Origin of the sequence: Rahnella sp. Larv3_ips (genome assembly GCF_003697865.1) — a bacterium.
Lineage (GTDB): Bacteria > Pseudomonadota > Gammaproteobacteria > Enterobacterales > Enterobacteriaceae > Rahnella > Rahnella rivi.
The window spans coordinates 842,400-865,132 of the sequence record NZ_MJIB01000004.1; the positions used below are offsets into that span (position 1 = coordinate 842,400).

The 22,733-nt window shown below is 49.1% G+C and carries 13 protein-coding genes and 2 pseudogenes; 8 read left to right on the plus strand and 7 right to left on the minus strand.

From position 1 onward, the window contains the following. Positions 1–119 precede the first annotated feature (119 nt). Together ychF and ED901_RS06240 are read left to right on the plus strand one after the other, a co-directional pair. Complete coding sequence (gene ychF, locus ED901_RS06235) at positions 120–1,211, plus strand: redox-regulated ATPase YchF (protein WP_056770762.1); 1,092 nt, start codon at positions 120–122, stop codon at positions 1,209–1,211. A 214-nt stretch (positions 1,212–1,425) separates the two neighbouring features. Next, a complete protein-coding gene (locus ED901_RS06240; RefSeq protein ID WP_122095327.1) occupies positions 1,426–2,607 on the plus strand; it encodes an integrase arm-type DNA-binding domain-containing protein in 1,182 nt (393 codons plus the stop codon). A gap of 675 nt (positions 2,608–3,282) precedes the next feature. On the opposite strand, the gene ED901_RS06250 is transcribed toward ED901_RS06240, so the two are convergent. Continuing rightward, positions 3,283–4,140, minus strand: coding sequence for a hypothetical protein (locus ED901_RS06250; RefSeq protein ID WP_024472165.1), 858 nt, complete (start codon positions 4,138–4,140; stop codon positions 3,283–3,285). Between the two features lies 1 nt (position 4,141). After that, positions 4,142–5,623: a GIY-YIG nuclease family protein gene (locus ED901_RS06255; RefSeq protein WP_122095329.1), complete on the minus strand. Its 1,482-nt coding sequence runs from the start codon at positions 5,621–5,623 to the stop codon at positions 4,142–4,144. A 159-nt stretch (positions 5,624–5,782) separates the two neighbouring features. Here ED901_RS06255 and ED901_RS06260 point away from each other — a divergent pair. After that, a pseudogene (locus ED901_RS06260) lies at positions 5,783–5,983 on the plus strand (Tn3 family transposase); the annotation flags it as partial. A gap of 176 nt (positions 5,984–6,159) precedes the next feature. On the opposite strand, the gene ED901_RS25050 reads toward ED901_RS06260, so the two are convergent. Then, positions 6,160–6,549, minus strand: coding sequence for a hypothetical protein (locus ED901_RS25050; protein ID WP_162997805.1), 390 nt, complete (start codon positions 6,547–6,549; stop codon positions 6,160–6,162). Positions 6,550–6,638: 89 nt separating this feature from the next. On the opposite strand from ED901_RS25050, the pseudogene ED901_RS06270 reads away from it, so the two are divergent. Beyond that, a pseudogene (locus tag ED901_RS06270) lies at positions 6,639–6,773 on the plus strand (transposase); the annotation flags it as partial. Positions 6,774–6,984: 211 nt separating this feature from the next. Here the strand turns inward: ED901_RS06270 and ED901_RS06275 are convergent. The 4 genes from ED901_RS06275 to ED901_RS06290 are packed head-to-tail and all read right to left on the minus strand — an operon-like array spanning position 6,985 to position 14,404. Next, the gene (locus ED901_RS06275) at positions 6,985–10,116 is read right to left on the minus strand and encodes a type I restriction endonuclease subunit R (RefSeq protein WP_122095330.1); all 3,132 of its coding nucleotides are present in this window, start codon (positions 10,114–10,116) and stop codon (positions 6,985–6,987) included. Then, on the minus strand, positions 10,116–11,303 hold the full coding sequence (locus ED901_RS06280) for a DUF4268 domain-containing protein (protein WP_122095331.1): 1,188 nt from the start codon (positions 11,301–11,303) through the stop codon (positions 10,116–10,118). The genes ED901_RS06275 and ED901_RS06280 overlap by 1 nt, the downstream gene beginning before the upstream one ends. Further along, positions 11,296–12,705: a restriction endonuclease subunit S gene (locus ED901_RS06285; RefSeq protein ID WP_122095332.1), complete on the minus strand. Its 1,410-nt coding sequence runs from the start codon at positions 12,703–12,705 to the stop codon at positions 11,296–11,298. The genes ED901_RS06280 and ED901_RS06285 overlap by 8 nt, the downstream gene beginning before the upstream one ends. Beyond that, positions 12,695–14,404 (minus strand): class I SAM-dependent DNA methyltransferase, encoded by a 1,710-nt coding sequence (locus ED901_RS06290; RefSeq protein WP_122095333.1) that lies wholly within the window; start codon positions 14,402–14,404, stop codon positions 12,695–12,697. The genes ED901_RS06285 and ED901_RS06290 overlap by 11 nt, the downstream gene beginning before the upstream one ends. A 360-nt stretch (positions 14,405–14,764) precedes the next feature. On the opposite strand from ED901_RS06290, the gene zorA1 reads away from it, so the two are divergent. Genes zorA1 through zorD form a run of 4 tightly spaced genes read left to right on the plus strand, consistent with a single transcriptional unit; the run spans position 14,765 to position 22,630 of the window. Continuing rightward, a complete protein-coding gene (gene zorA1 / locus ED901_RS06295) occupies positions 14,765–16,954 on the plus strand; it encodes a type I Zorya anti-phage system protein ZorA1 (protein WP_122095334.1) in 2,190 nt (729 codons plus the stop codon). Between the two features lie 14 nt (positions 16,955–16,968). Continuing rightward, entirely contained in the window at positions 16,969–17,709 is a 741-nt protein-coding gene (zorB1, locus tag ED901_RS06300; protein ID WP_024472146.1) for a type I Zorya anti-phage system protein ZorB1, read from the plus strand. After that, the gene (zorC, locus tag ED901_RS06305; RefSeq protein ID WP_122095335.1) at positions 17,706–19,388 is read left to right on the plus strand and encodes a type I Zorya anti-phage system protein ZorC; all 1,683 of its coding nucleotides are present in this window, start codon (positions 17,706–17,708) and stop codon (positions 19,386–19,388) included. The genes zorB1 and zorC overlap by 4 nt, the downstream gene beginning before the upstream one ends. Next, on the plus strand, positions 19,388–22,630 hold the full coding sequence (zorD, locus tag ED901_RS06310) for a type I Zorya anti-phage system protein ZorD (protein WP_122095336.1): 3,243 nt from the start codon (positions 19,388–19,390) through the stop codon (positions 22,628–22,630). Before zorC ends, zorD begins: the two co-directional genes overlap by 1 nt. Positions 22,631–22,733: the final 103 nt, after the last annotated feature.

The window sequence follows — 22,733 nt, forward strand, 5'->3', positions numbered from 1 at the left end:
CCGGTCACAAGCGGATCGAGATAAATGTGGTTCTCGTGTATAATGCGGGGAATTGTGGTCATTACATCGTGCGATTATACTTAATCGTTTGATTATTAAGATATTAAGGTGAGAAAAACATGGGATTCAAATGCGGTATCGTCGGCCTGCCGAACGTCGGTAAATCAACTCTGTTCAATGCGCTGACCAAAGCGGGTATCGAAGCAGCAAACTTCCCGTTCTGCACCATCGAACCGAATACCGGTGTGGTACCAATGCCCGATCCGCGTCTCGACCAGCTGGCCGAGATTGTAAAACCGCAGCGCATCCTGCCAACGACCATGGAATTCGTGGACATCGCGGGCCTGGTGAAAGGCGCGTCTAAAGGTGAAGGCCTGGGCAACCAGTTCCTGACCAACATCCGCGAAACCGAAGCTATCGGCCACGTGGTACGTTGCTTTGAAAATGACAACATCATTCACGTTAACAACAAAGTGGATCCGGCTGATGACATCGACGTTATCAACACCGAACTGGCGTTGTCTGACCTCGATACCTGCGAACGTGCAATTCACCGTGTGCAGAAACGCGCCAAAGGCGGCGACAAAGATGCGAAAGCAGAACTGGCCGCACTGGAAAAATGTCTGCCACAGCTGGAAAACGCGGGCATGCTGCGTGCGCTGGATCTGTCCGAAGAAGACAAAGCGGCCATCCGCTACCTGAGCTTCCTGACGCTGAAACCTACCATGTACATCGCGAACGTCAACGAAGACGGTTTCGAGAACAACCCTTACCTCGACATCGTGCGTAAAATCGCAGACGCCGAAGGTTCAGTGGTGGTAGCAGTATGTGCCGCCGTGGAGTCTGACATTGCAGAACTCGACGACGCTGACCGTGAAGAATTCATGGCTGAACTGGGCATCGAAGAGCCGGGTCTGAACCGCGTGATCCGCGCCGGTTACGAACTGCTGAACCTGCAAACTTACTTCACCGCGGGCGTAAAAGAAGTTCGCGCATGGACCATCCCTGTCGGCGCAACCGCCCCGCAAGCCGCAGGTAAAATCCACACCGACTTCGAGAAAGGCTTCATCCGCGCACAAACCATCGCGTTCGAAGACTTCATCACCTACAAAGGTGAACAAGGCGCGAAAGAAGCCGGCAAAATGCGTTCAGAAGGCAAAGACTACATCGTTAAAGATGGCGACGTAATGAACTTCCTGTTCAACGTCTAAATAAAACGTGTTGTCTCATGAGGTTTCATTGAATCTCATGAGTTTCGCCAAAACTGATTAAATCCACGCAGTTGTGTGGATTTTTCATTTCATAGCGTCTCAAATGATTTCGTAGAAGCGCAGTCAAAAATGAGTACGTAGGTGAGTACATCAAACTTTCATCTTTATTTTTAGTGAGTACAACAACGGTATAATAAATATACAAGGAATCGTTATGCTCACTGATACTCAATGCCGCACAGCAAAAGCGAAAGAAAAGCTCTATCGTCTCAACGATTTCAATGGCTTATACCTTGAAGTTAAACCTAATGGCAAAAAGGCGTGGCGCTATCGGTTTAAACTTAACGGTAAATCCAGCATGTTTGCGCTGGGTGAGTACCCGGCGGTTAAACTTGCCGAAGCTCGCGAGAAATGCGAGCAAGCGCGTAAACAAGTCGCAAATGGAGTTAGCCCTACTCAGGTTCGACAGCTAGATAAGATCCGCAAGTTCAATGACGCATCCAACACCTTTGAGCTAGTCGCTAAAGAGTGGTTGCAGATGAAAGACTGGGCCGAAATCACCAAAACGCGGCGACTAGATATGCTTAAACGTGTGGTTTTCCCTGCAATCGGTAAGCTCCCAGTCAGAGAAATCACTCCACATCACATTCTGAAAATTCTTCAGGAAACGTCTAAGCGCGGCGCTCCGACCGTTGCCGCTGAAGCCCGCCGCACCATTTCATCCGTTTTTGAGCTAGCAGTAGCGACGCTCAGAGCAGATAGCGATCCTGTCTGGCCAGTGCGTAAGGCGATTCCGGCAAATAAAACGCAGCACAAACAGGCATTGTCTCCGCAGCAAATCGGGAAGTTATTGAGCTGTTTTGACAACAGTCGCGGCTCATACCAAGTTAATTATTGCATGTGGTTAATGTGGTGGACGCTAGCGCGTCCAGCCGAAGCCACCGAAGCAGCATGGGCCGAATTCGATCTTGATAACGCATTATGGATCATTCCGGCAACGCGTATGAAAGCTCGTAAGGAACATGTTATTCCCCTTCCCTCCCAAGCAGTCAAAATGCTCAAAACGCTGCAGGGATTAACCGGGCATCGTCAGTATCTATTTCCAGGCAGAGATAATCCGCTAGGGCCAATGACATCGCACTCACTGCGTCAGCTACTTAAAAGCCTCGGCTGGAGTGGTACTTATAGCCCACATGCTACCAGAACTACAGGCAGTACACGTTTAAACGAGATGGGCTATCGACCAGATGCTATTGAAGCTCAACTTGCACATGCTGATACTAACAATGTCCGCCGCACATATAACCATGCGACCTATCTTGATGAACGTAAGGTGATGATGCAGGAGTGGGCTAATAAACTTGATGAATGGGTAAACAGCACTGATGTTTCGTAAACGCTGATGCGTTTGTGTTTCACCGTTGATTAATATATTAAATTTGTGATTATTTAAAACAACCTACAATTCAACCTATATTATGTATAAAGCATGAATAACGGATGTTGATTAACCTCATTATCAAGCAACCGAAATTTTCACATGCCCTGGCTTGATTTAGCTGATAGGAGGCACCCTGGCGCTACGCGGCCATCTGCGTTGTCAGGTGCCGGTCTACAACACCCTGAATGATTTTAAGTCGGTTGACGTCATCTAAAGTAAAAAACTCCGCTGCATGAGCCGTTATCAGAATCCCTTGATGGTAAATCTCGTGACGGACGTCTTAAACCTAGCCCAGAACGGACATTACAACTTTGCTGTTACATAGATTATTAAGGCTCGATAGGAATGTCTAATAACTGGCTCATTAGCAATGTCCATATGTTGCAAAAAACTTTGAGACACTCAGACCGAATGACCGCTGTTTACCGCTGCTTAAATGGTTCTAAATGGGGTCCACTTGGAAAACGGAAAACATCATACGTTAAGCCTATTTTTTGTACAGACTGCTATCTACTGAGCATAACGAACGGTATTTTCCCTGTCCCAACTTGAGGTTTGTTCGCCAGACGCAATCTCCACTCAGGTTGATGTGTTCCCATCCCAGCGGAGATAGATGTGTAAACCTCGCCGTTAAATAACGCCGTTAAAACGCATCACTTCGATAACGACCAGTCCGGCGGCAAGAGCGCTAGTCGCAAACAGCAAGTAATCGCGCAGTCCTGCACGTTTTAATCGAGACGTCTTCTCTAATTCGCTGACCCGCGCTGCCATGCCTGTTGCGACGTTTTCCTGCAAGGTCAGCTTGTCCATCAGTAAGGCCAACTGTTGCTGGTACTGATCCGCCTGCTCTTCAAGGGCCAGAGCCAGCTTCCCTGACTGTTGCCATTGCTCCTGCTGCTGTCGCTCGAATTTTGGGACAACCTGCTTCAGGAGGGCAAGCTGTGTTGCGTGCTCATCCTGACTTGCCTGCAAACGTTGAAGTATCTCCTCCTGCTGCCAGCTTAAGGACTGTAACCGGTTAATCTCCTCTTCATGTTCCTCGACACGCTGTGCCTGTTCCAGTTTGTCTTCCACCTGGGATTTCAGATGTTCAAGAATAGCCAGTGAGTTTTCGCGGCTGCTGAGATCCAGCATCGTGTCGTTGTGTTTCAAGTCTCGAATCGTATTCATTAACGCCAGATGAAACTCTTTCAGCACGACATTTTTTTCTGACTGGATTTGTAATAAACACTCGATCACTTCCTGGGTGATATTCAGACTGCCGCCCAGGTTTGCAATCATCGTCGCTAAGTCAGTGTCATTACTCGAGGTGAGACTGCCAGCCCAACGCCCCAAAAAACCACGATTATTGAAGTCATCTGCCGCTTTTTGTATCCCTTTACTTCTCTCTTGTTCCTCTTTCAGCTTTTTGCCTATTTCGTGGAGATTTTTTTTGAAACTGGCGATGCTGGGATCTTTGTTCTTCTCAACAATCGTGACAACCGTCATATTAGTGCGCTCCCAGCTTTTGAATCTCTTCGGCAAGAGAGAAACGAGTCAGTCTGATGACATCATTGTTCAGTTCTGCAGTATGCTCCCGGGTTTCACTCATCAGATTCACCGTGCTACCTGCATATTTTTGCAGTTCAGCCACCATACCCACACTGCTTTCATGGTTAGTAATCAACTGCTGGAAAGCCTCCCGTCCTTTTGCGGTATAGGCAGGTTCCGTTGAGAGTATCAGGCTGACGGCTTTAGGGACGATATCGGCCAAAAGGTAACTGCTCAGCCCAAATCCCATCGCGCACAGGGAGGCAGAAATATAAGGGGCAAAGGGAGCCAGTGGAGCAAAAAGAGCCACCATACCGGATTCAATCACCGGTTCAACCGCGTCCCAGAACACCAGAGTCCCGCTGGTGATAATGACCTCAGAGACTTTATAGATGGTTTCTTCCTTGGTCATGGTTTTGCTACCCTTCATCAGCGAGAGTGCCGCCATGCCCAGATCATAGATATTTTTTGCTAACTGATAAATTTTGCCGATGGCCTGAGACAGTGCATTCAACACGAACTCGAATAAACCTCTAAGCAGATTTAACGGGGCTTTTATCAGGTTAACGATAACCTGCCATATTTTATCAAAAAAGCGTTTCAGACGGATTTTCACCTGCGCTTTCTGGGTGATAAACAGGTCAACAACTTCATCCTTCAATGCTTTAATCATCGTGGTACTGAGCGTTTCAAACACATCCCACCCGACATTTTTTAATGCCTCTTTCCCTGCGCCAAAGGCCAGACCTCCCGCCTCGTTTGCCGCATCTTTCATTTTTTTTGCTTCGATATTAGAACGCGTACCCTGTTCTTTGCACAGCTCTTCTTTCTTATTTACCGGGGGTTTCTCATTTTTTAAAATGTTAGCCTCGACCGCTGCAGCCGTCTCTGCTGAATCCATCACCATAAATTTGACGGTGCAGCCCTCTTCAAACTCCGCCTCCATTTTGTATTCGGTGCCATTCTTTTTGGCGTTTTTATTTTCATTAAGATGCCCGGCATGCCACCGTTTCTGTAAATCCTTAGCATCGCCGATATACCGTACCTCACCGGCGCTGTCATAAACCACATAGACACCCGGGGAATTAGGAACATCTTTCAGGCCTTCCGGCACACCATTCTTGATCGTGAACTGGCCATCAAACTTCATGGTGGAAATAGATGAAATGCCATGAGTGAAACTTTTGCTTATCATTTCCTTCCACTGAACACCCCGATTCGCTACGGCAAGCACACTCGCAGACGACGTGGCGTTAAGCGTATCATCCACCGTTGTACTGAAGTTGGGGGCCTTGGCATTCGGTTGAGAATTTCGTTTATTACGAAAACCGCCAATCAGTTTTCGTGCAACATTATCAACGGTTTTATCAACAATACTGTTCAGTAGGGGGTTGAGAGTATTGAGTTCCGGATATTCCTGAACCATGGTAGGTGATGACATAATGGTGTGTCTCTCTAGCTGTGGATGAAAGGCCTATAAAATAACGAAAGCACTCGAATGGCAGGCTCCGAGTGAAGGTGTTCAGGTCCGTTACGGGTAATCAATCTGTTGATTTTATCAAGTTTGAGTTGATTCTACGTTGGAATCTTCAGCCATGCATCTATAGAAAGAGCCATTGAGTCATTGAAACGAAAAGGCATCCCGATTAATGAGCAACTGGTATCTCATCTTTCTCCCCTGGGTTGGGAACATATCAATCTAAGTGGAGATTACGTCTGGCGTAATAATCTTAAGCTGGGATCCGGGAAATATCAGCCATTACGCACAGTCGATGCCAAATTGTACAAAAAGCAGTCTTAACGTGGGATAATTTCCGTTTTCCAAGCGACCCCCTAAATAACCGTGTGTAATATCGTTACACTTTTACCAGACCATGTTCCTCTATGGGGAAGGGGCTTACGGTTTCCATGACAGGCAACATCTGCTAATCGCTCAAAGCAGCCCAACTCCCCGGACAGTAAATGACATAACCTTCCCTAATGTTTTTTCTCAATCAACAGGTATGGATGTGACCAGTCCGTTACCTCCTCATATGAAACAAACCCATCATGCTCCAGTGCGCAAACACCCTTATGGCTGGCAACATAATCGTATACAGCCTGACTTTCCAGCCCCTGTAACATGTGCGACAGCAGCTTCCGGCGCATCACATCTGACTTCCAGCGTTTACGCGCTGCCACATCTTTCCAGGTAATGTTGAAAGATTGCCCTACCGCGTTGGTAACGCATTTACCGTAACGATTGGTTTTAGCTGTGCCCTCATAGTGATCAAGCAGCAACCCCAAATCACCTCGTAAAGGTTTCAGAAGGCGTTTCCAACGTTTCAGTACTCGTTCAGCCTCGAGCTTGCCTAACTCACGATTCAACAGACGTCGGGTTGTAGTGGTTTACTGAATTTGGCCACCTGAAAAGAGGTGATATGCTTGCCTCAGAACAATACAGGTGCCCCAATTAAAAAAGAAATTTCAGTGCAGAGTTCAAACGCGAATCAGCCCAACTTGTTGTCGATCAGAATTACACCGTTGCTGAAGCGGCTAAAGCGATGGATATCGGACTTTCTTCCATGACACGCTGGGTTAAACAGTTGCGTTCACTTTGCAACTGTGGGGGACAATTTGTTCATTTTTGATGGAAAAAAATCGTAAATGGAGAAGTTTTAAAATAACTGAATCAAAAGGAGCATGCAGTACCGCCGTTGAGTCCTGGCAATGAGGTCCTCGCCTGCTAAATCAGAACTATTTTCACTCTTCAGGTACAACGGAGGGCGATACTCTGCCCTCTCTATCAAAAGTTGGTCGTCGCTATGACGTCCAACTATTCGACACCACTTCTGCCTGCTTCAAAATCAGCTCCACGGCACCCGGCGTTTTATCTGGAGGATACTTATACTTACGCAAGGTCTGGCGTACCAGAATACGCAACCGCGCACGCACGCTTTCACGTACCTGCCAGTCGACAGTGGTGGATTTACGCAGTTGCCGTGTGACCTCGATGGCCAGCTTTCTGAGCGTCTCGTCGCCAAGTTCACGCACCGCGCTTTCATTTTCGGCCAGCGCGTCATAGAAAGCGATTTCATCCGGGTTCAAGCCCAGCGCATCATCGCGCGCCATCGCATCTTGGAACGCTTTTGCCATCTGGATCAGCTCTTCAATCACCTGCGCGGTTTCAATAGCGCGGTTATTGTATTTGAGCAGAACCGCTTTCAGGCGGTCAGAATATTTCTTCTGCTGCACGACGTTGTTTCCAGAGCGAGCATGGATACCGTCATTCAACAGTTTTTCCAGCAGTTCCACCGCCAGGTTGCGCTGCGGCATCTCCCGCACTTCTTCCAGGAATTCATCCGACAGTAGCCCGATATTGGGTTTATCCAACCCGGCCAGAGCAAAAACATCCTCAACCCCTGTAGCGACAACCGCGTTATCGAGAATCTTACTCAAGAGAGAGTTTTTCTCGGACTGGCTAAATTTTGCCTTGGGATCAAGCTTGATAAGTCCCACTCTGACCGCCGAAAGAAACGCGAACTCTTCTTGCAGGGGATTTGCTTCGTCCAGGGTGTTACAGAGTGACCAGGCTTTACTCATCGCCAGTGAAACGTCGAGGTAGCGTTTTTTACCGTCATCCAGACCCAAAATGTAGTTCACGGCATCACGTAAAAACGCTAATGGATCGCGAGAAAAGCCTTCGTAGCTAAAGCCGGGTTTTCCTGCTGACGGCGCGAACATCCCGTGAATGACGTCGATTTTTTCTAACAGAATGGCAAAGGCTTCCCGCGCATCCACCGTGGTCTGCCCTTTCCCTTTCGAATCCGTGTAGGTTTTTAGCGCCTGCTTCAGCTCGTTGGCGATACCGATGTAATCCACCACCAGCCCGCCGGGCTTATCGCGGAACACGCGGTTAACACGCGCAATTGCCTGCATCAGGTTATGACCACGCATCGGTTTATCTATGTACATAGTGTGGCAACACGGTGCATCAAAACCGGTTAACCACATATCACGGACGATCACCAGCTTCAGTGGGTCGTTCAAATCCTTAAAACGCGCTTCAAGACGCTTTTTGGTCTGTTTGTTATAGATATGCGCCTGGAGTTGGTCTTTATCTGATGCCGAGCCGGTCATAATGACTTTGATAGCGCCTTGTTCAACATCCGTGCTGTGCCAGTCCGGGCGGATCTCAGTGATGGCGTTATAGAGCTTTACACAGATATCACGGCTCATGGCGACAATCATCGCTTTGCCGTTCATGGCCGCATTGCGCGTTTCAAAATGTTGAACCAGATCGGCGGCAACCTGCCGGATACGAGGCTCTGACCCCACCAGCTTTTCCAGACGGCTCCAGTCACCTTTGGTTTTCTCCTGCTGGCCGGTCTCTTCATCTTCCACCAGCTCATCCACCTGGTCGGAGAGTGTTTCCAGCTCCTCATGATTCAGGTCGAGTTTTGCCAGTCGCGATTCGTAGTAAATCGGCACGGTTGCACCGTCATCCACCGCGTCCTGAATATCGTAGATAGAGACATAATCGCCGAACACGGCACGGGTATCTTTATCTTCAGACGCAATCGGCGTCCCGGTAAAGCCCATAAACGACGCATTCGGCAGCGCATCGCGCATGTGTTTGGCGTAGCCATATTTATAGACGCCGGTTTCACGGTCCAGCGTGGCGCTCAGACCGTACTGGCTGCGGTGGGCTTCATCGGAAATCACCACGATGTTGCTGCGTGAGTTAAGTGCCGGGTGGCTCTGTTCATTGTCCAGCGGCGCAAACTTTTGCACAGTGGTAAAAATAATGCCGCCGGATTCACGGGCATTGAGCAGCTCACGCAATTCGTCCCGGTCATTAGCCTGCAAAGGTGTTTGCTTCAGCAAATCCTGCGCCTGGCAGAAAGTGGCGTAGAGCTGCCCGTCGAGATCGTTACGATCGGTCACTACCACTATGGTCGGGTTGTTCATCTCTGCCTGTTGCAGCAGCTTCCCGGCGTAGCAGCACATGGAGATACTTTTGCCGGAGCCCTGGGTATGCCATACCACGCCCGCTTTTTTACTGCCGGGAGTAATGTTGCTGCGCAACGGCAGGTGTTTGCCGGTAGACGCCACAATCGTTGCCGTGACGGCTTCACGCACGGCGTGGAACTGATGATAGGCGGCAATCTTTTTGATCAGTCGTTTGCCGTCATACTCAAAAAGGACAAAGTAACGGATGTAATCAAGCAGAAGTTCGCGGTTAAAGAAGCCCTGCACCACGGTTTTGAGCTGCCAGTCAAACTGCGGTTTATCATCTTCGTTAGATACAGTTTTCCACGGCAGAAAACGCTCTTCGTCAGCAGTCAACGAGCCAATACGGGCATTTTGCCCGTCACTCACCACCAGCGCTTCGTTGCAGATAAACAGGTCGCTGAGTTCGTTTTTATAGGTTTGTAGCTGGTTAAAGGCGGCCCAGATATCGGCATTGGCATCAATCGGGCTTTTCAGCTCAATCACCGCCACCGGCAGGCCGTTGATATAACCAATCACATCCGGGCGACGCACCTGCTTTATCCCCTGAATGGCAACCTGATTCACCACCATAAAGCGGTTGCTGGCTGTGCGGTTAAAATCCATCAACAATGCTTTGTCGTGGATAACCTTTTCATCACGTTTGTACTCAACGGGTACGCCGTCAAGCAGCAGATGATGAAATGCTTTATTGCTGACGACCGGATCCGGGCTTTCGGGGCGGGTAATATGCAGTACCACCTCTTCCAGCACAGAAACAGGGAGATGGGGATTGATGGTTTGCAACTGCTCCAGCATTACCGGGCACAGAAATACATCATGGAATGAGGCACGCAGCGGGTTGTCGCCATCCGGCGCAATATCGGGCCCGTGTAGCACTTCCCAGCCCTGTTCAGCAAACCATTTCAGGCACTGCTGTTCTAAATCGTCTTCACTCAGCATCAGGCTTCCTCTGTCTCAGGTTCTTCCGTTTCTTCCGGCGCGTTGGAAATGTCTTTGAGCGCCATATTTAATGGGGCAATAAAGGGGTCGAGCGCTTTTTCAAACGCCGTCAGATTGATGAGTAGCCAGTCAATCATCGCTGGCCAGTTGCTCTCATCGAGGCTGGTGGCAGGCGTGGCGAAAGAGATTCGGCACGATTTTTTGCCTGGCAAAGGCTCCCACTTCAGCGCATGGCCAAAGGTATTTTCAATCGCCTCTTTATGCTCATAGAGCCAGTTAAATGCAAAGGTATTGCTCTCCGCCGAGGATTTGGCAATCCACAGCTCAACGCGGCTCTCTTTTTTGCTGAAAATCAGGTTATAGGACACGCCGCTGATACCAGATCCGGCACTGAGCCAGTGGTCGGTCGACGGGCTGATATTGTTGTACAGCGTGCAATGGCTGGCTTTCAGGCGTTCCAGCGCTTTGGTCCAGAAGGCTTTGCGTAACTGATGCCGGGTTTTCAATTCCCCGCTGGTGGACTGCTCTTCCGCTTCCTTTTGCGCCATACCAATCATGAAAGATTCGGCTTCCGGCGTCGGGATCACCTGGCGAATATCAACAAACACATCGTCGTTGAATTTGTATGGCTTAACCTTAAAGCACTGCACCCGCAGGCCAAACTGCATTAGCCACAGGGCGGTATTGGTCACTTCTTTGCGAAAGCTGGCTGCCACCATCATCACTCGCTGCGTGCGGCTCAGGTTGATTTGCACTTCATCCAGACTTTCGCACTCCAGAAACTCCGCCATCACTTCCGCCGCCGGACGGGTTTCTCCCGGCTCGTATTTATCAAGATAGAGCTGGAAGATATCGAGGATCTGATCTTTGCGCAGGTTGGCGCAGTAACCGGCATATTTCAGCGCCTGCCACACCACGTCGCGCCCGGAGTCATCGAGCTTGTTTTCGATGATCACCAGATTACGCTGCTTATCGATCGCCAGCAGGTCGAGACGTTCTTTGGTGTCGTCAAAACCGGCGAATTCTTTCTGGATAATCAGCAGTTCGTCGTCGTTGTCGCGGGTTAATGCCTGGGGGTTTTTCGCCAACCACTCCTGCAGGTGATAGCGCTCTGTAAAACCGAGGCTGCTGAACGATACTTCTTGCAGAGAGTGCAGGCTGTTGGTCGGCGTATCGACTTTATACATTTTCCGCCTCGCTTAGCGCCCGCTCGGCTTCCGGCAGGGTGATTTCGCCGGAGAGAAGTTTGGGGAGAAGGGTGTCGCGGAGTTGGGCTAGTGACTCAGTTTGTACACTGAGCGACTTAATCTCATTAAATAAATGTGTACATTTAGCATGAAATAAATCCAATACTTTATCATCAGGCTGAGCAATTTTAATGCCCGAGAAAGTAGACGTATTGACGTTTAACGTTGCACTGCCTGCGCTACCTAGAACATGAAGATAATCTTTCAATCCTAACATGCAAAAATAAATGTAATAGAGAAATGAACTCTTGTGAGGTGTGACAGAATTTATTTGCTGATTGGTATGAGATGGTTCATTAGTGATAGAAACGACACCAATGGTAGCTATACAACTAACACAGATAGAGTTTGCGGGCACAAGTTTTTTTAGTTGCGAGTTTGAACCTGCCGCACTTAAATATTCATTGGTTTTAAGCACAAAGAGTTGTCCGTGCATGTCTGGTATCTTTATGAATGGAATATCATCGCCAAAATACTCTGGTTCTTTTTTGGACGGAGTTTTGCCACAAGTAATTTTTCCCATATCACTAATTGACGCAACACTCCACTCTTCAGGAATTTCCCCTAACTCACTATCCTGCATCGCAGACGGAAACAGCTCTGCCGTGGCTTTTAACTCGGCATATTGTTCAGGGTGTTCACGCTCAAAAACCGCCAGCGCATCAGCATCTTTCCCGGAAATCGCTGTCATAGCGGCAAGCATCGCGTCTTCCTGCGAACCGCCCGCTTCCAGTGCTGTGATTTTGGCTTTTACCGGTTCAAAATCGACAAACCAGCTTTTGAACAGGGCTTGCGCCATTTGTTCGAGAGTATGGTTGATTTCGGTATTTACTTCTATTTTTGTATCCAAGGAGTCAAGTATTAAAGCGATTTTATTTTGCACGGGTTTAACGGGTAATGAAACCTTAAATTGGCTAAAGTGCCCCTTATTCAAAATTGGGGTTGCACTTCCTCCAGCAATTGCTTTGAAATCATCCTGCAGAGTTGAAAGATAATAATAGACATACTTGTAATCAAAATGTTCTGAATCTACAACGATGGCATTTATCTGCTGATTAGTAATGCTTTCACCGGGTAATAAAACCGTTTTCCCCATATCTGAACCAATACAAGATACCGCAATACTATTTTGAGGCAGTAAGCAATTCCGCACCGCTTCGACACCCTGGGAAGACAAATACCTTTCGGTTTTATCTATAAGTCTACGACCGTCCATATCTTTTGGCGTTACAAAAGGAATACCTTGTGCGCTAAAAGCATCACTAATTTTGGAAGGCGGTGTTTTACCAGTGATAACTTTACCTAGATCCTCAATTTTGTATTCATATAACTCAAAACTCATAACCCAATCCCCCCAGATTCGCCTTAATCTGCTTCTCCAGCTCAGCGCTCTCTTCCAGTTGCTCTTTCAACTGCTCGGTCAGTCGCGCCATCTTCTCGGCAAAGGGTTCATCGTCTTCTTCCTGCTCGACAGCACCGACATAACGGCCTGGGGTTAGCACAAAGTCGTTTTTCTGGATATCTTCCAGCGTTGCGGAGAAGCAGAACCCGGCTTCGTCTTCGTAGTTTTTATCCGCCTGCCAGTTCTGGAAGGTGTCGGCAATTTTGGCGATATCCTCACGGGTAAAATCGCGCAATACGCGGTCTTTCATATAGCCAATCTGGCGGGCGTCGATAAACAGCACCTGGCCTTTGCGGTGGACTTTACCGTTGCCGCCGGATTTGTCTTTGGTCAGGAACCAGATGCAGGCCGGGATTTGGGTGTTGGTAAACAGCTGTCCCGGCAGCGCCACCATACACTCCACCAGATCGGCTTCGATCAGATTGCGGCGGATCTCGCCTTCGTTGTTGGTGTTGGAACTCATCGAGCCGTTGGCCAGCAGCAGCGCCATCGAGCCTTTCGGCGCCAGGTGGTGGATCATGTGCTGCATCCACGCGAAGTTGGCGTTGCCCTGCGGTGGCGTGCCGTATTTCCAGCGCGCGTCCCCCTCCAGCTTCGCGTTCCACCACTCTTTCATGTTGAACGGAGGGTTAGCCATCACGAAGTCGGCGCGCAGATCCGGGTGCTGATCGTCCAGCAGGGTATCGGCGTTTTTATTACCGAAGTTAAAGTCGATGCCACGGATCGCCATGTTCATCGCCGCCAGCTTCCAGGTGGTCGGGTTGGACTCCTGGCCGTAGACGGAGATATTACGTTTCTGCTCGGCAGCGTTATAATTCTTCTCCCCCGCATGCTCTTCAATAAAGCGGTCGCTGGAGACAAAGAACCCGCCGGAGCCCATCGCCGGGTCATACACGCGTCCATTGTACGGTTGCAGCATTTCTACAATCAGGGTCACGATACTTTTTGGTGTGTAGTACTGGCCGCCCTGCTTACCTTCCGCCAGCGCAAACTGGCCAAGGAAATATTCGTAAACGTGGCCGAGAATATCTTTGCTCTTTAAGCTGAGTTTCTCGCCGTTATATTCCGGATTGCTGAAGTTGGCATCAGAGAAGGTATTAATCAGCCCGGTTAATACCTCGTTGCCCAACTGGTACTGGCTGATGCGGTTCAAAATGCCTTTCAGCTTCGGGTTGGTTTTTTCGATTTCATCCAGCGCGTTATCCACCAGCCAGGAAACGGAGCGCAGTTTGATGTCCTGCCCGGTGGCTTCATCCACCCACAGCACGGTGCCGGTTGGCAGCATGGCTTTATTTTTCAGCGTCTCCCAGCGTGCGGCTTTCGGCACCCAGAAGATGTTCTTCTCGGTATAGTAATCTTCCACTTCCAGCTCGTCCCGGATCGCCTGTGCATACTCTTCATCAGAGTCGTAATCGTCGCGCGACATAGCGTAGATATTGTCTGGGTTGCCAACATCGCGGAACAGGGTCGTCAGCTCCTGCTGGCGTGCCTCAAAGGCATCGGAAACATACTTCAGGAAGATGAGCCCCAGCACCACATGTTTGTAATTGGCGGCATCCATATTGGATCGCAGCTTGTCAGCGGCCTTCCAGAATTTATTATCCAGCTCGTTCAGGAACTGTTGTTCGGCGTTGTTCATGAAAATCCTCGGGGTAAATCGCAAAGAAAGAGCAAAAATGCCCTATCGCAAATTATTTTTTGGAATGCAGTTCGCAAAATGATACCCGGAACGGTAATGATTACAAACGCCACTGCGTAAAGAAATTTGCATTTGAGAGGTGAATAGTAGGAAACTAAACTGCCGTTCCGTTTGCAACTTCAGCGCTTTCACCAGATACGCAGTTCATCCTTTGAACTGTGAGAGCCGTCCTGCAGCACCGAAACGATAAATTAGCAAAGTATTAAAAGTGAGTAATTGCGCATAACTTTTGATTAAAGGTAATCAGAAAGTTGTCGATGGTTATTCTTTGGCTTTTTTTTATGTGAAACAGGTAAAACTATGTCCTGGCTTAATTCCATTTTATTGGCGCTTACTTCTGTACAACCTTATATGGTGCCAGCAACCGTTATTGGCCTCGTCAGTGTTGCATTTTTCTGTTTTATTTTCTTCTATCTCTACAGGTCGGTTAAAATTGTTAACCAACTGAAAAAATATACACAGTCAATTAATCACATTGAAAATGATGAGCCTGAGAATCAAATCCAGCATTTGAAAAATTTGTTTGTTCAGCCTGAGATAAAGCATGCCTGGAGTGAATTTGCGGAATCCCTGCATCCCCAGCACGAACTGGTCGGCAGTGAAGAGAAAATCGTCAAAATTCGCGCCACTGCACCGAGCGCTAATTTTTTCTCAGAACAACAGTTAGTGGATATTCCGCTCAATACTGAATTCTTTAAGCATTTACCCGGCATTCTGACTGGTGTGGGGATTATCGGCACGTTCTATGGGCTGATGATTGGCCTAAACCATTTTGACCCCAGCACGCCGGAGCAGGTGGCCAGCAGCGTCAATAATCTGCTGCACGATGTGCTTTACGCCTTCCTTGGCTCTGCAGTTGCTATTTTTGCTTCCATTGTCGTCACGTGGCTGGAGAAATTCTCTCTAGCGAAATGTTATAAATATCTGGAAAAATTTACCGCTTCAATCGACAAGCTCTATATCAGCGGCGTGGGTGAGGAATATCTCGCCTCACTGGTTAAATCCAGCAACGAAAGCGCCACTCAGGCGCGCCACCTGAAAGAGAGCCTGGTCACCGATCTTCGCGATATGCTGTTGCATCTTGCCGAAAGCCAGAAAGTTGAAAATGAACGCCTCGCGAATACATTGAGCAACACCTATCGTGAATCAGGCGCACAATTTGCTGACCAGGTGAGCGGCGCAATCGAAAATAGCCTTAAATCGCCACTGGATAAAATTGCGGGTGCAGTTCAGACCGCCAGCGGCGATCAAAGCGGCATGGTACAAAACATGCTGCAGGATGTACTGACTGCATTTATGGCGAAGCTCGATACTACCTTTGGTCAGCAGTTTACGAATCTCAACGAAATGATGGGGCAAACCGTCGGTGCGATTCAGACGATGCAAAGTGGGTTCTCTGCCTTGCTACAGGATATGCGGCAGGTCAGCGATGACTCCCGGCAGGGCAGCGCACAGCTGATTGAACAGCTGCTCTCTGAAATGAAGTCGGGCCAGCAGGCCATGCAGGCGGGCATGAATGACATGCTTACTAGCTTACAGGCCTCCGTCGCCAAAATTGGTGCTGAAGGTGAAGGCGCTGGCGAGCGCATGGCTCGACAGCTTGAGAAAATGTTTGCCGACAGCGAAGCGCGAGAAAAAGCCCAGGCAGAACATATGTCCGCCTTTATTGAAGCCATTCAGAATTCAGTACAGCAGGGCCAAAGTGCCACAATGGAAAAAATGGCGGCTTCTGTCGAAGCACTCGGGGATCAGTTGGGCAGTCTGTTTGGTCAGATTGATAAGGGCCAGCAACAGATATCAGCGAACCAGCAGGCTAACCAGCAGTCCCTGCACGAACAGACACAACAAGTGATGAGTGAAGTAGACGATCAGATCAAACAGCTGATCGAAACCGTTGCCAGCCAGCATCAGGGTACGACTGATACCCTTAACAAACTTGCAGAACAGACCAACCGCCAGATTCAGGATATGCAAAATGGCGCAGAAAAAATGCGTGCGGCGGCGGAGCGCTTTGAACACGCAGGAGAGCGGGTATCGGAGGCCAACCACCTTACCGCTGAAGTGCTGAATAAAGCGCAATCAGCAGGTTCATCACTATCCCTTGCCACCAGCGAACTCACTTCCGTTGTGGCTGATTATCGTAACAATCGGGAAGCTGTTAGCAAATCCATTGCCATGCTGGAGCTGCTCGCCGCAAATACGCAGTCTGAACAAACCACCCGCAGCCAGTTCATCACCGATCTTAAGCAGCACGGTGAGCGCTTGCAGAGCTATAACCGTGAAGCGCAGACCTTTATGGAAAATGTCAGTGGCGTGCTCGGAAAAGGTTTTGAAGATTTCTCAGAAGGTGTTTCACGCAGCCTGGATAAAACGCTGGGCAAACTGGACGTCGAAATGGCGAAAGCCTCTAATCTGCTTGCAGGCTCTGTCGAACAGATCGGTGAGAGCGTCAGCGAGCTTGATGATGTTCTGTCTCGCGTGCGTGCCTGAGGGGGTGACAGCTGATGTTTGGGAATGCATTTGGCGTTAAAAAGCGCCGCAGTGATGAAGCTGAGAAGCCCTTCTGGATTTCTTACGCCGATCTAATGACCGCCATGATGGTGTTATTTCTGGTGGTGATGGTCGCGTCGCTGAGCTCCGTTACACAACGCATTCAACGCGCGGAGCAAGGGGAAAAAGTCAGGGGGCAGGATATTGCCAGATTATGTGAGCGCCTGGAGTTGCATGCTCGTAGGATGAACAAAACCATCGAGGTGGATTGCCACGATAACCGTATCAGCTTTGGCGAAGCTGGGCGTTTTGACCACAACCGTTTTTTCCTGAACGCCGAAGGGCAAAAAGCGTTGCAGGATGTCGTTCCACTTGTGCTGGAGGCATCCGACAGTGACGAAGGCAAAAAGTGGTTTAAACAAATCGTTATTGAAGGATTTACCGATACCGATGGCTCTTACCTCTACAATTTACACCTCTCACTGCAACGTTCCGAATGGGTGATGTGCAGTTTGCTTGATAGCCGCAGTCCTCTGCAAAAGAGCATTTCTGCCGAGCAGCAGATCCAAATCCGCAAACTTTTCCTGGCGGGGGGCGTCTCGTTTAATAACGCGAAAGAAAGCAAAGAAGCCAGCCGCCGCGTTGAGTTGCGCATGCAGTTCTTTGGGCTTAAGGATAAACGTGATGGTGCTGAAGAGGTGGATTTCCCTCCGGTCGTTAATAAAGAAGTTTGCCAGTTGGTAATGCCGCAATGACGCACGCGCTCAGTTCTCTATCGCAGCGTATTGCAGCGAAGCTATCTTCCAGCCAGCAGGATGATAATTATCTGCGTAATGATTTCCACGCGCTGGCTTCTGCTGGCCGTGAGATGGAAAAGCGATTCGATAAAGCAGAGAAAATCCCCACGCCTCCACACGAAATGCGGCTGGCAGCCCTGCGTCGTTTTCGTCTTGCAGAAGAACTGAGTGAACGTGAATGGCGGATGGTGTTTTATGGCCTCGCCGATACCGATCCGCTCTACCCTGACAGGCCAGTATTACTGGAGGATGATACATTCTTTCCCCATGTCGACAGTGCTATCAAAAAACAGATTGAATCCAAAACACTGAAACGCAAGGATTGGGCAGCACTCTGTTCAAGTTATTTTGCCTACAAACACGAATCGCCAGAAATTAACCCGCACTGGTGTGTGCTGCGTGGTCATATCGCCAGGGGATACCCCGTAGTAAAAGCCGCTATCCGCAGAGAAAAGTCGTGGATGAAAACCATTGAGTTTTATCACGATATTTTTACGCCTCAGGCTGGCGGTGTGATATCCCAGCAGCTCCTTTCCGGAGAGAGTAACTCGTTATCATCATTAGAAAAAATAGCGCAAATCCCCGATAGCAGCTGGTTATGGAAGCGTATTTTCACGGTGTTGCTGGCGCAGCTCGATACTCTGGACGATCCTCAATATCTGGACAAAATCAGTTGGCTATTAGGCCTAGCGACACAGTGGGTACGTTTTCGCGATGACATCCTGACGGCGACGCTGACCCGTTACTATCATTCTACTTATCGCGATCAGGCACATTCCGCCCTGAAACAGGCCGCTCTGGAGTACTGGGATAACCCGCAGCTAAAAAGCCAGCAGAATAAGTGGCACCAGTATGTTTCTGAACCGGTTGCCGCCATGGTGCGGGGCTGGCTGGCAAAACAGGATCTGATGCATTTCTTCGAACTCTTGCGAGGAAACGGCGACGTTGACCAGGCACGACTGCACTATTGGCTGCGTTTTGCCAACCAGATGGGGTTCACCCGTATTGTGATGGGGCCAGATGCCTGGCACGATCGCGGCAGCGATTTTGTGAAATTCCGCGAAGAGAACAAAGGACGATTGAGTCATCTGCGCGGTGGGCGTAGCTTTGATAACGCCATGATTATGCAGATTAACGATTATATCTTCGTTGAGTTTTCTGGCACGGGGAACGCCATGTACGCTTATCGTATTGGCGAGGCACCGTTTAATCCTGAGTCTGGCGCTCTGGAAATCAACGTTCACTTAAAAAGCCAGGGGCGCTGTATTCTGCGACTCCCCCATGCACCTCGAGCTGAAGGTTACAACAAAGTCAGAATCACCGGCTGGATGCTGAAATACGACGATGAACTGCGCAAGCTGGGTATTCGCTGGATGGCAGAAGAACCCGTCAAATTTATCGACAAGAAAGTGCCCTCCTCCGCCACACTTTCTGATATCAAAATCATCAATCCATTGCGGGATACGGCAATACAGCGGCTGGTTGAAAACACCGCATGCATCGTCAGTGATAACCGACAAAAAGGGGGTGTGCTGTCCGTTCAGCTCACATCCCCGGACGACACAACGGAAAGAGAGTTGCTACGACTCGGTTTCGCCCCCGTGACTAAAGAACCGCATCGCTACTGGATCAAATAATGCTGAAACGTCTGTTAAGTAGACTGACGGGAAACCGTCAGCAGATAGAACGCCATCTGAAGAATCAGTACCAGGTTGAGGAAAACGGGCTCAGCTTCCCTCAATCTTTGGTGGATGATCCCGAACTTTGGGCGCTGGCATCCTGGCTTGAGCAACTGGCTGAAGAAGACTATCTGATATCACTAACAGACCGCTGGTTGTTGAGCTGGGATGCCATGTATCGGCTACTGGAAGATGAGGAACACTCCAGCAGTCTGCCTCTTATTGGCGTCCCAGAGATATTACCATTACGTGCAAGCCTGAGCTCCCGAGGGGCATTAAACGATGGCGATTTTCGTGTCTGGATTTCTGATTGGTCTTCGATACCTTCCCGCCAGTCGATTCGTTTCAGTCGTACCGGCGCTATTTTTACTTATGAAAATCAACAGCACCTGTTATCGCGGGAAAACTGGTTACTCTTACAAGCAATAGAGCAGCTTAGTACCCAGCAACTTCAGACGCCTAGCGAAACCACTAACCAGCTGGGATGGGCCGTTATTCGCAAATGTGCAAAACAAGCTTCCGCAAAATTTGATGACTACTTAGAAAAGACGCACGTTATCAAACCGACGTCGTTGTCATTACGCTTACGTAAGGCAACGGTTGCTGATACTGCCGTTATCGAGATTGAGCCACACTTTGAGGACCAGCCCGCTAACTGGCTCGGCAGTTTCGACAAGAACTCACAGGTCCACGATAGTTATCGCATACCCGGAGAGAACGGTGAACTCAGCCATGTCATCATACCTCCCGAAGTGAAAGAAGTTCTGAATTCAATTCACTCAATCCCAGGCCGTCGGGTGGCGGGAAGTGAAGCACTTTCCTTTGTTCGCAATCCCTATACTTTCCTGGGTGAAGATGCAGCCAGTGTTATTGCACCTGAGAAACACGAACAGGCACTGTTTGATGCCCATATTTTCTTTCATCATTTCAGGCTTCAACCCCAAATCAATGATGAGAATAAGATAGAGAGTATTACGCTGGTTCTGGAGCCTGTCTCACCGATGCCACAACCGGAGGTGTCATTCCTCTTCTCTGCGCCATGGGAACTGGAAAAATTTGTTCAGGCCGTAGGTATCAGCGTTGCCGCGCAAATGCCTGCAGGTTCCTGGCAGGGATACGAGCTGGAACTGAGCCAATTCACTGAACAGCAATGGCGTGATTGCCAGTCGCTGTTGTTGCGTTGGCAACAGGAAGTCGAGGGTAGAGAGTTTAACGATGTCCTGGATCTGAGCAAATATGGCGATCGCGTCATCGGTATTGGTGAGTTCGAAAAAATATCCTCGCCCTGGCTAACCAAGGCAAAAAGTGAAGACTGGCTCCCTGATGACGCCGACTTCTCCGCATTTTCGGTTGAGACGCTAACGGGCTGGCAACCTGATAACCTGCAGCATTTCGATGAACTGCAGGAGAGAATAACCCAGGCAGAAGCAACTGGCGAAACGCATATCATCTCCCCCTGGAATGAGACTGAACTGCCACTGGATGCGGCGAAAACCTTCAGTAAGAACTGGGAAAAACAGCAAAATGCAGCACATGAATCAGGGGGCAATGTTGTTGAAAAAGCAGTCCGGGCAGTGCTCAAAATTGAACAGAATATTGAAGAAGCGGTTTATATTAAACAGCGCCGAAATTCACTCCTGAATGCACGCCATGCTGAACCTGAAATTCCACTGAGCCTGAAAGAGCACATCCAGCTCAAAGATCATCAGCGTGAAGGCGTGGCCTGGCTTCAACAGCTTTTCCTTCGTTCACCTAAGGAAACTGCAGGTTGCCTGCTCGCGGATGATATGGGGCTGGGGAAAACGCTGCAGATCCTGAGCTTCCTGGTCTGGTTCATTGAAAAATTCCCTGACGAGCCACCAAGCCTCATCGTTGCCCCCGTCTCTCTTTTGGATAACTGGGAGCGTGAACTCGACAATTTCTTCTACACCTCCGGGATTTCGGTGATGAAATTGTATGGCGACACTATTAAAGCGGTGAAATACCCAAAAAAGGCTATTCCTGCACATCTTCAATCTCAGGGGATCAAAAATCTGCTTAAACCAGGCTGGCAGGGTGAGGCGAAAATCATTCTGACAACCTACGAAACGCTTCGCGATCAGGAGTTCTCACTGGCGCGCCAACCATGGTCCATCATGGTCTGCGACGAGGCACAAAAAATAAAGAACCCGGCGGCATTAATCACTCATGCAGCCAATGCGATACAAGCAAGATTCAAAGTGGCATGTACCGGCACGCCTGTCGAAAACACGCTTGTAGACCTGTGGAGCCTCTTTGATTTCGCACAGCCGGGTCTGTTAGGCGCACTCAATGAATTTGGCAAACACTATGTTCGCCCTATAGAGAACGAAGCGGGTCGGGATACAGGGCAGCTTGAAAGTTTACGAGCGTTGATTGAACCACAAACATTACGCCGGACTAAAGAAGAGGTTGCGCGTGATTTGCCGCAAAAAATCGAAGTCGTCAGCTGTAAACAACTGCCGCTTTCTGGCCCTCAAAAGCAACTGTATCTTTCTTCGATAGCGAACTGGCAACAACAGCAGGCACTTAGTGAAGGAATGCAGCAAGCAGGCGCGGGTATGTTGGGGTTATTACATCGTCTTAAACTCATTTGTGCGCACCCAGCAGTCGTTAACCCGGAGCCTCGCTATCGGGAAGGGTCGCCAAAGCTGAACTGGATGTTGAAAACGTTGGATGAAATTAAGCACACCAGCAAAGATAAAGTAATCATCTTTACTGAGCTGCGCGATCTCCAGCGCGAGATACAGCATGCTATTCAACAGCGATTCGGTTTTCGTCCGGTGATCATCAACGGCGACACCAGCACTAAAAGTCAGAGCCAGAATAGCCGCCAGCGATTGATTGACGATTTCCAGTCCCAACCCGGCTTTGGCGTGATTATTCTCTCCACCGTCGCAGTTGGATTTGGAGTTAACGTGCAGAAAGCAAACCACGTTATTCATTTCACCCGCTGTTGGAATCCGGCAAAAGAAGATCAGGCAACCGACCGCGCTTACCGTATCGGCCAGACAAAAGATGTGTATGTGTATTATCCGACGGTAATGGACTCTGAAATCACGACGTTTGAAGAAACGCTAGATGAACTCCTTCAGCGTCGCCGGGCATTGGCGAGGGATATGTTGTGCTCTGCACGGGATCTAAGCAGCGCTGATTTTGAGAATATTTTAAAAGGGACATAAGCGCTCAATTTTCGCACAGCAAAAAGATACTTAGGTCCATTTCAAAACCAACACCTGCTGCTGACCACCTCAATAAGAGGTGGTGTTAATCCAGGGATAAAAA

Coding starts and splice junctions, on each gene's coding strand:
- ychF (WP_056770762.1), top strand. CDS start 120: ATGGGATTCAAATGCGGTATCGTCGGCCTGCCGAACGTCGGTAAATCA.
- ED901_RS06240 (WP_122095327.1), top strand. CDS start 1,426: ATGCTCACTGATACTCAATGCCGCACAGCAAAAGCGAAAGAAAAGCTC.
- ED901_RS06250 (WP_024472165.1), bottom strand. CDS start 4,140: ATGACGGTTGTCACGATTGTTGAGAAGAACAAAGATCCCAGCATCGCC.
- ED901_RS06255 (WP_122095329.1), bottom strand. CDS start 5,623: ATGTCATCACCTACCATGGTTCAGGAATATCCGGAACTCAATACTCTC.
- ED901_RS06275 (WP_122095330.1), bottom strand. CDS start 10,116: ATGCTGAGTGAAGACGATTTAGAACAGCAGTGCCTGAAATGGTTTGCT.
- ED901_RS06280 (WP_122095331.1), bottom strand. CDS start 11,303: ATGTATAAAGTCGATACGCCGACCAACAGCCTGCACTCTCTGCAAGAA.
- ED901_RS06285 (WP_122095332.1), bottom strand. CDS start 12,705: ATGAGTTTTGAGTTATATGAATACAAAATTGAGGATCTAGGTAAAGTT.
- ED901_RS06290 (WP_122095333.1), bottom strand. CDS start 14,404: ATGAACAACGCCGAACAACAGTTCCTGAACGAGCTGGATAATAAATTC.
- zorA1 (WP_122095334.1), top strand. CDS start 14,765: ATGTCCTGGCTTAATTCCATTTTATTGGCGCTTACTTCTGTACAACCT.
- zorB1 (WP_024472146.1), top strand. CDS start 16,969: ATGTTTGGGAATGCATTTGGCGTTAAAAAGCGCCGCAGTGATGAAGCT.
- zorC (WP_122095335.1), top strand. CDS start 17,706: ATGACGCACGCGCTCAGTTCTCTATCGCAGCGTATTGCAGCGAAGCTA.
- zorD (WP_122095336.1), top strand. CDS start 19,388: ATGCTGAAACGTCTGTTAAGTAGACTGACGGGAAACCGTCAGCAGATA.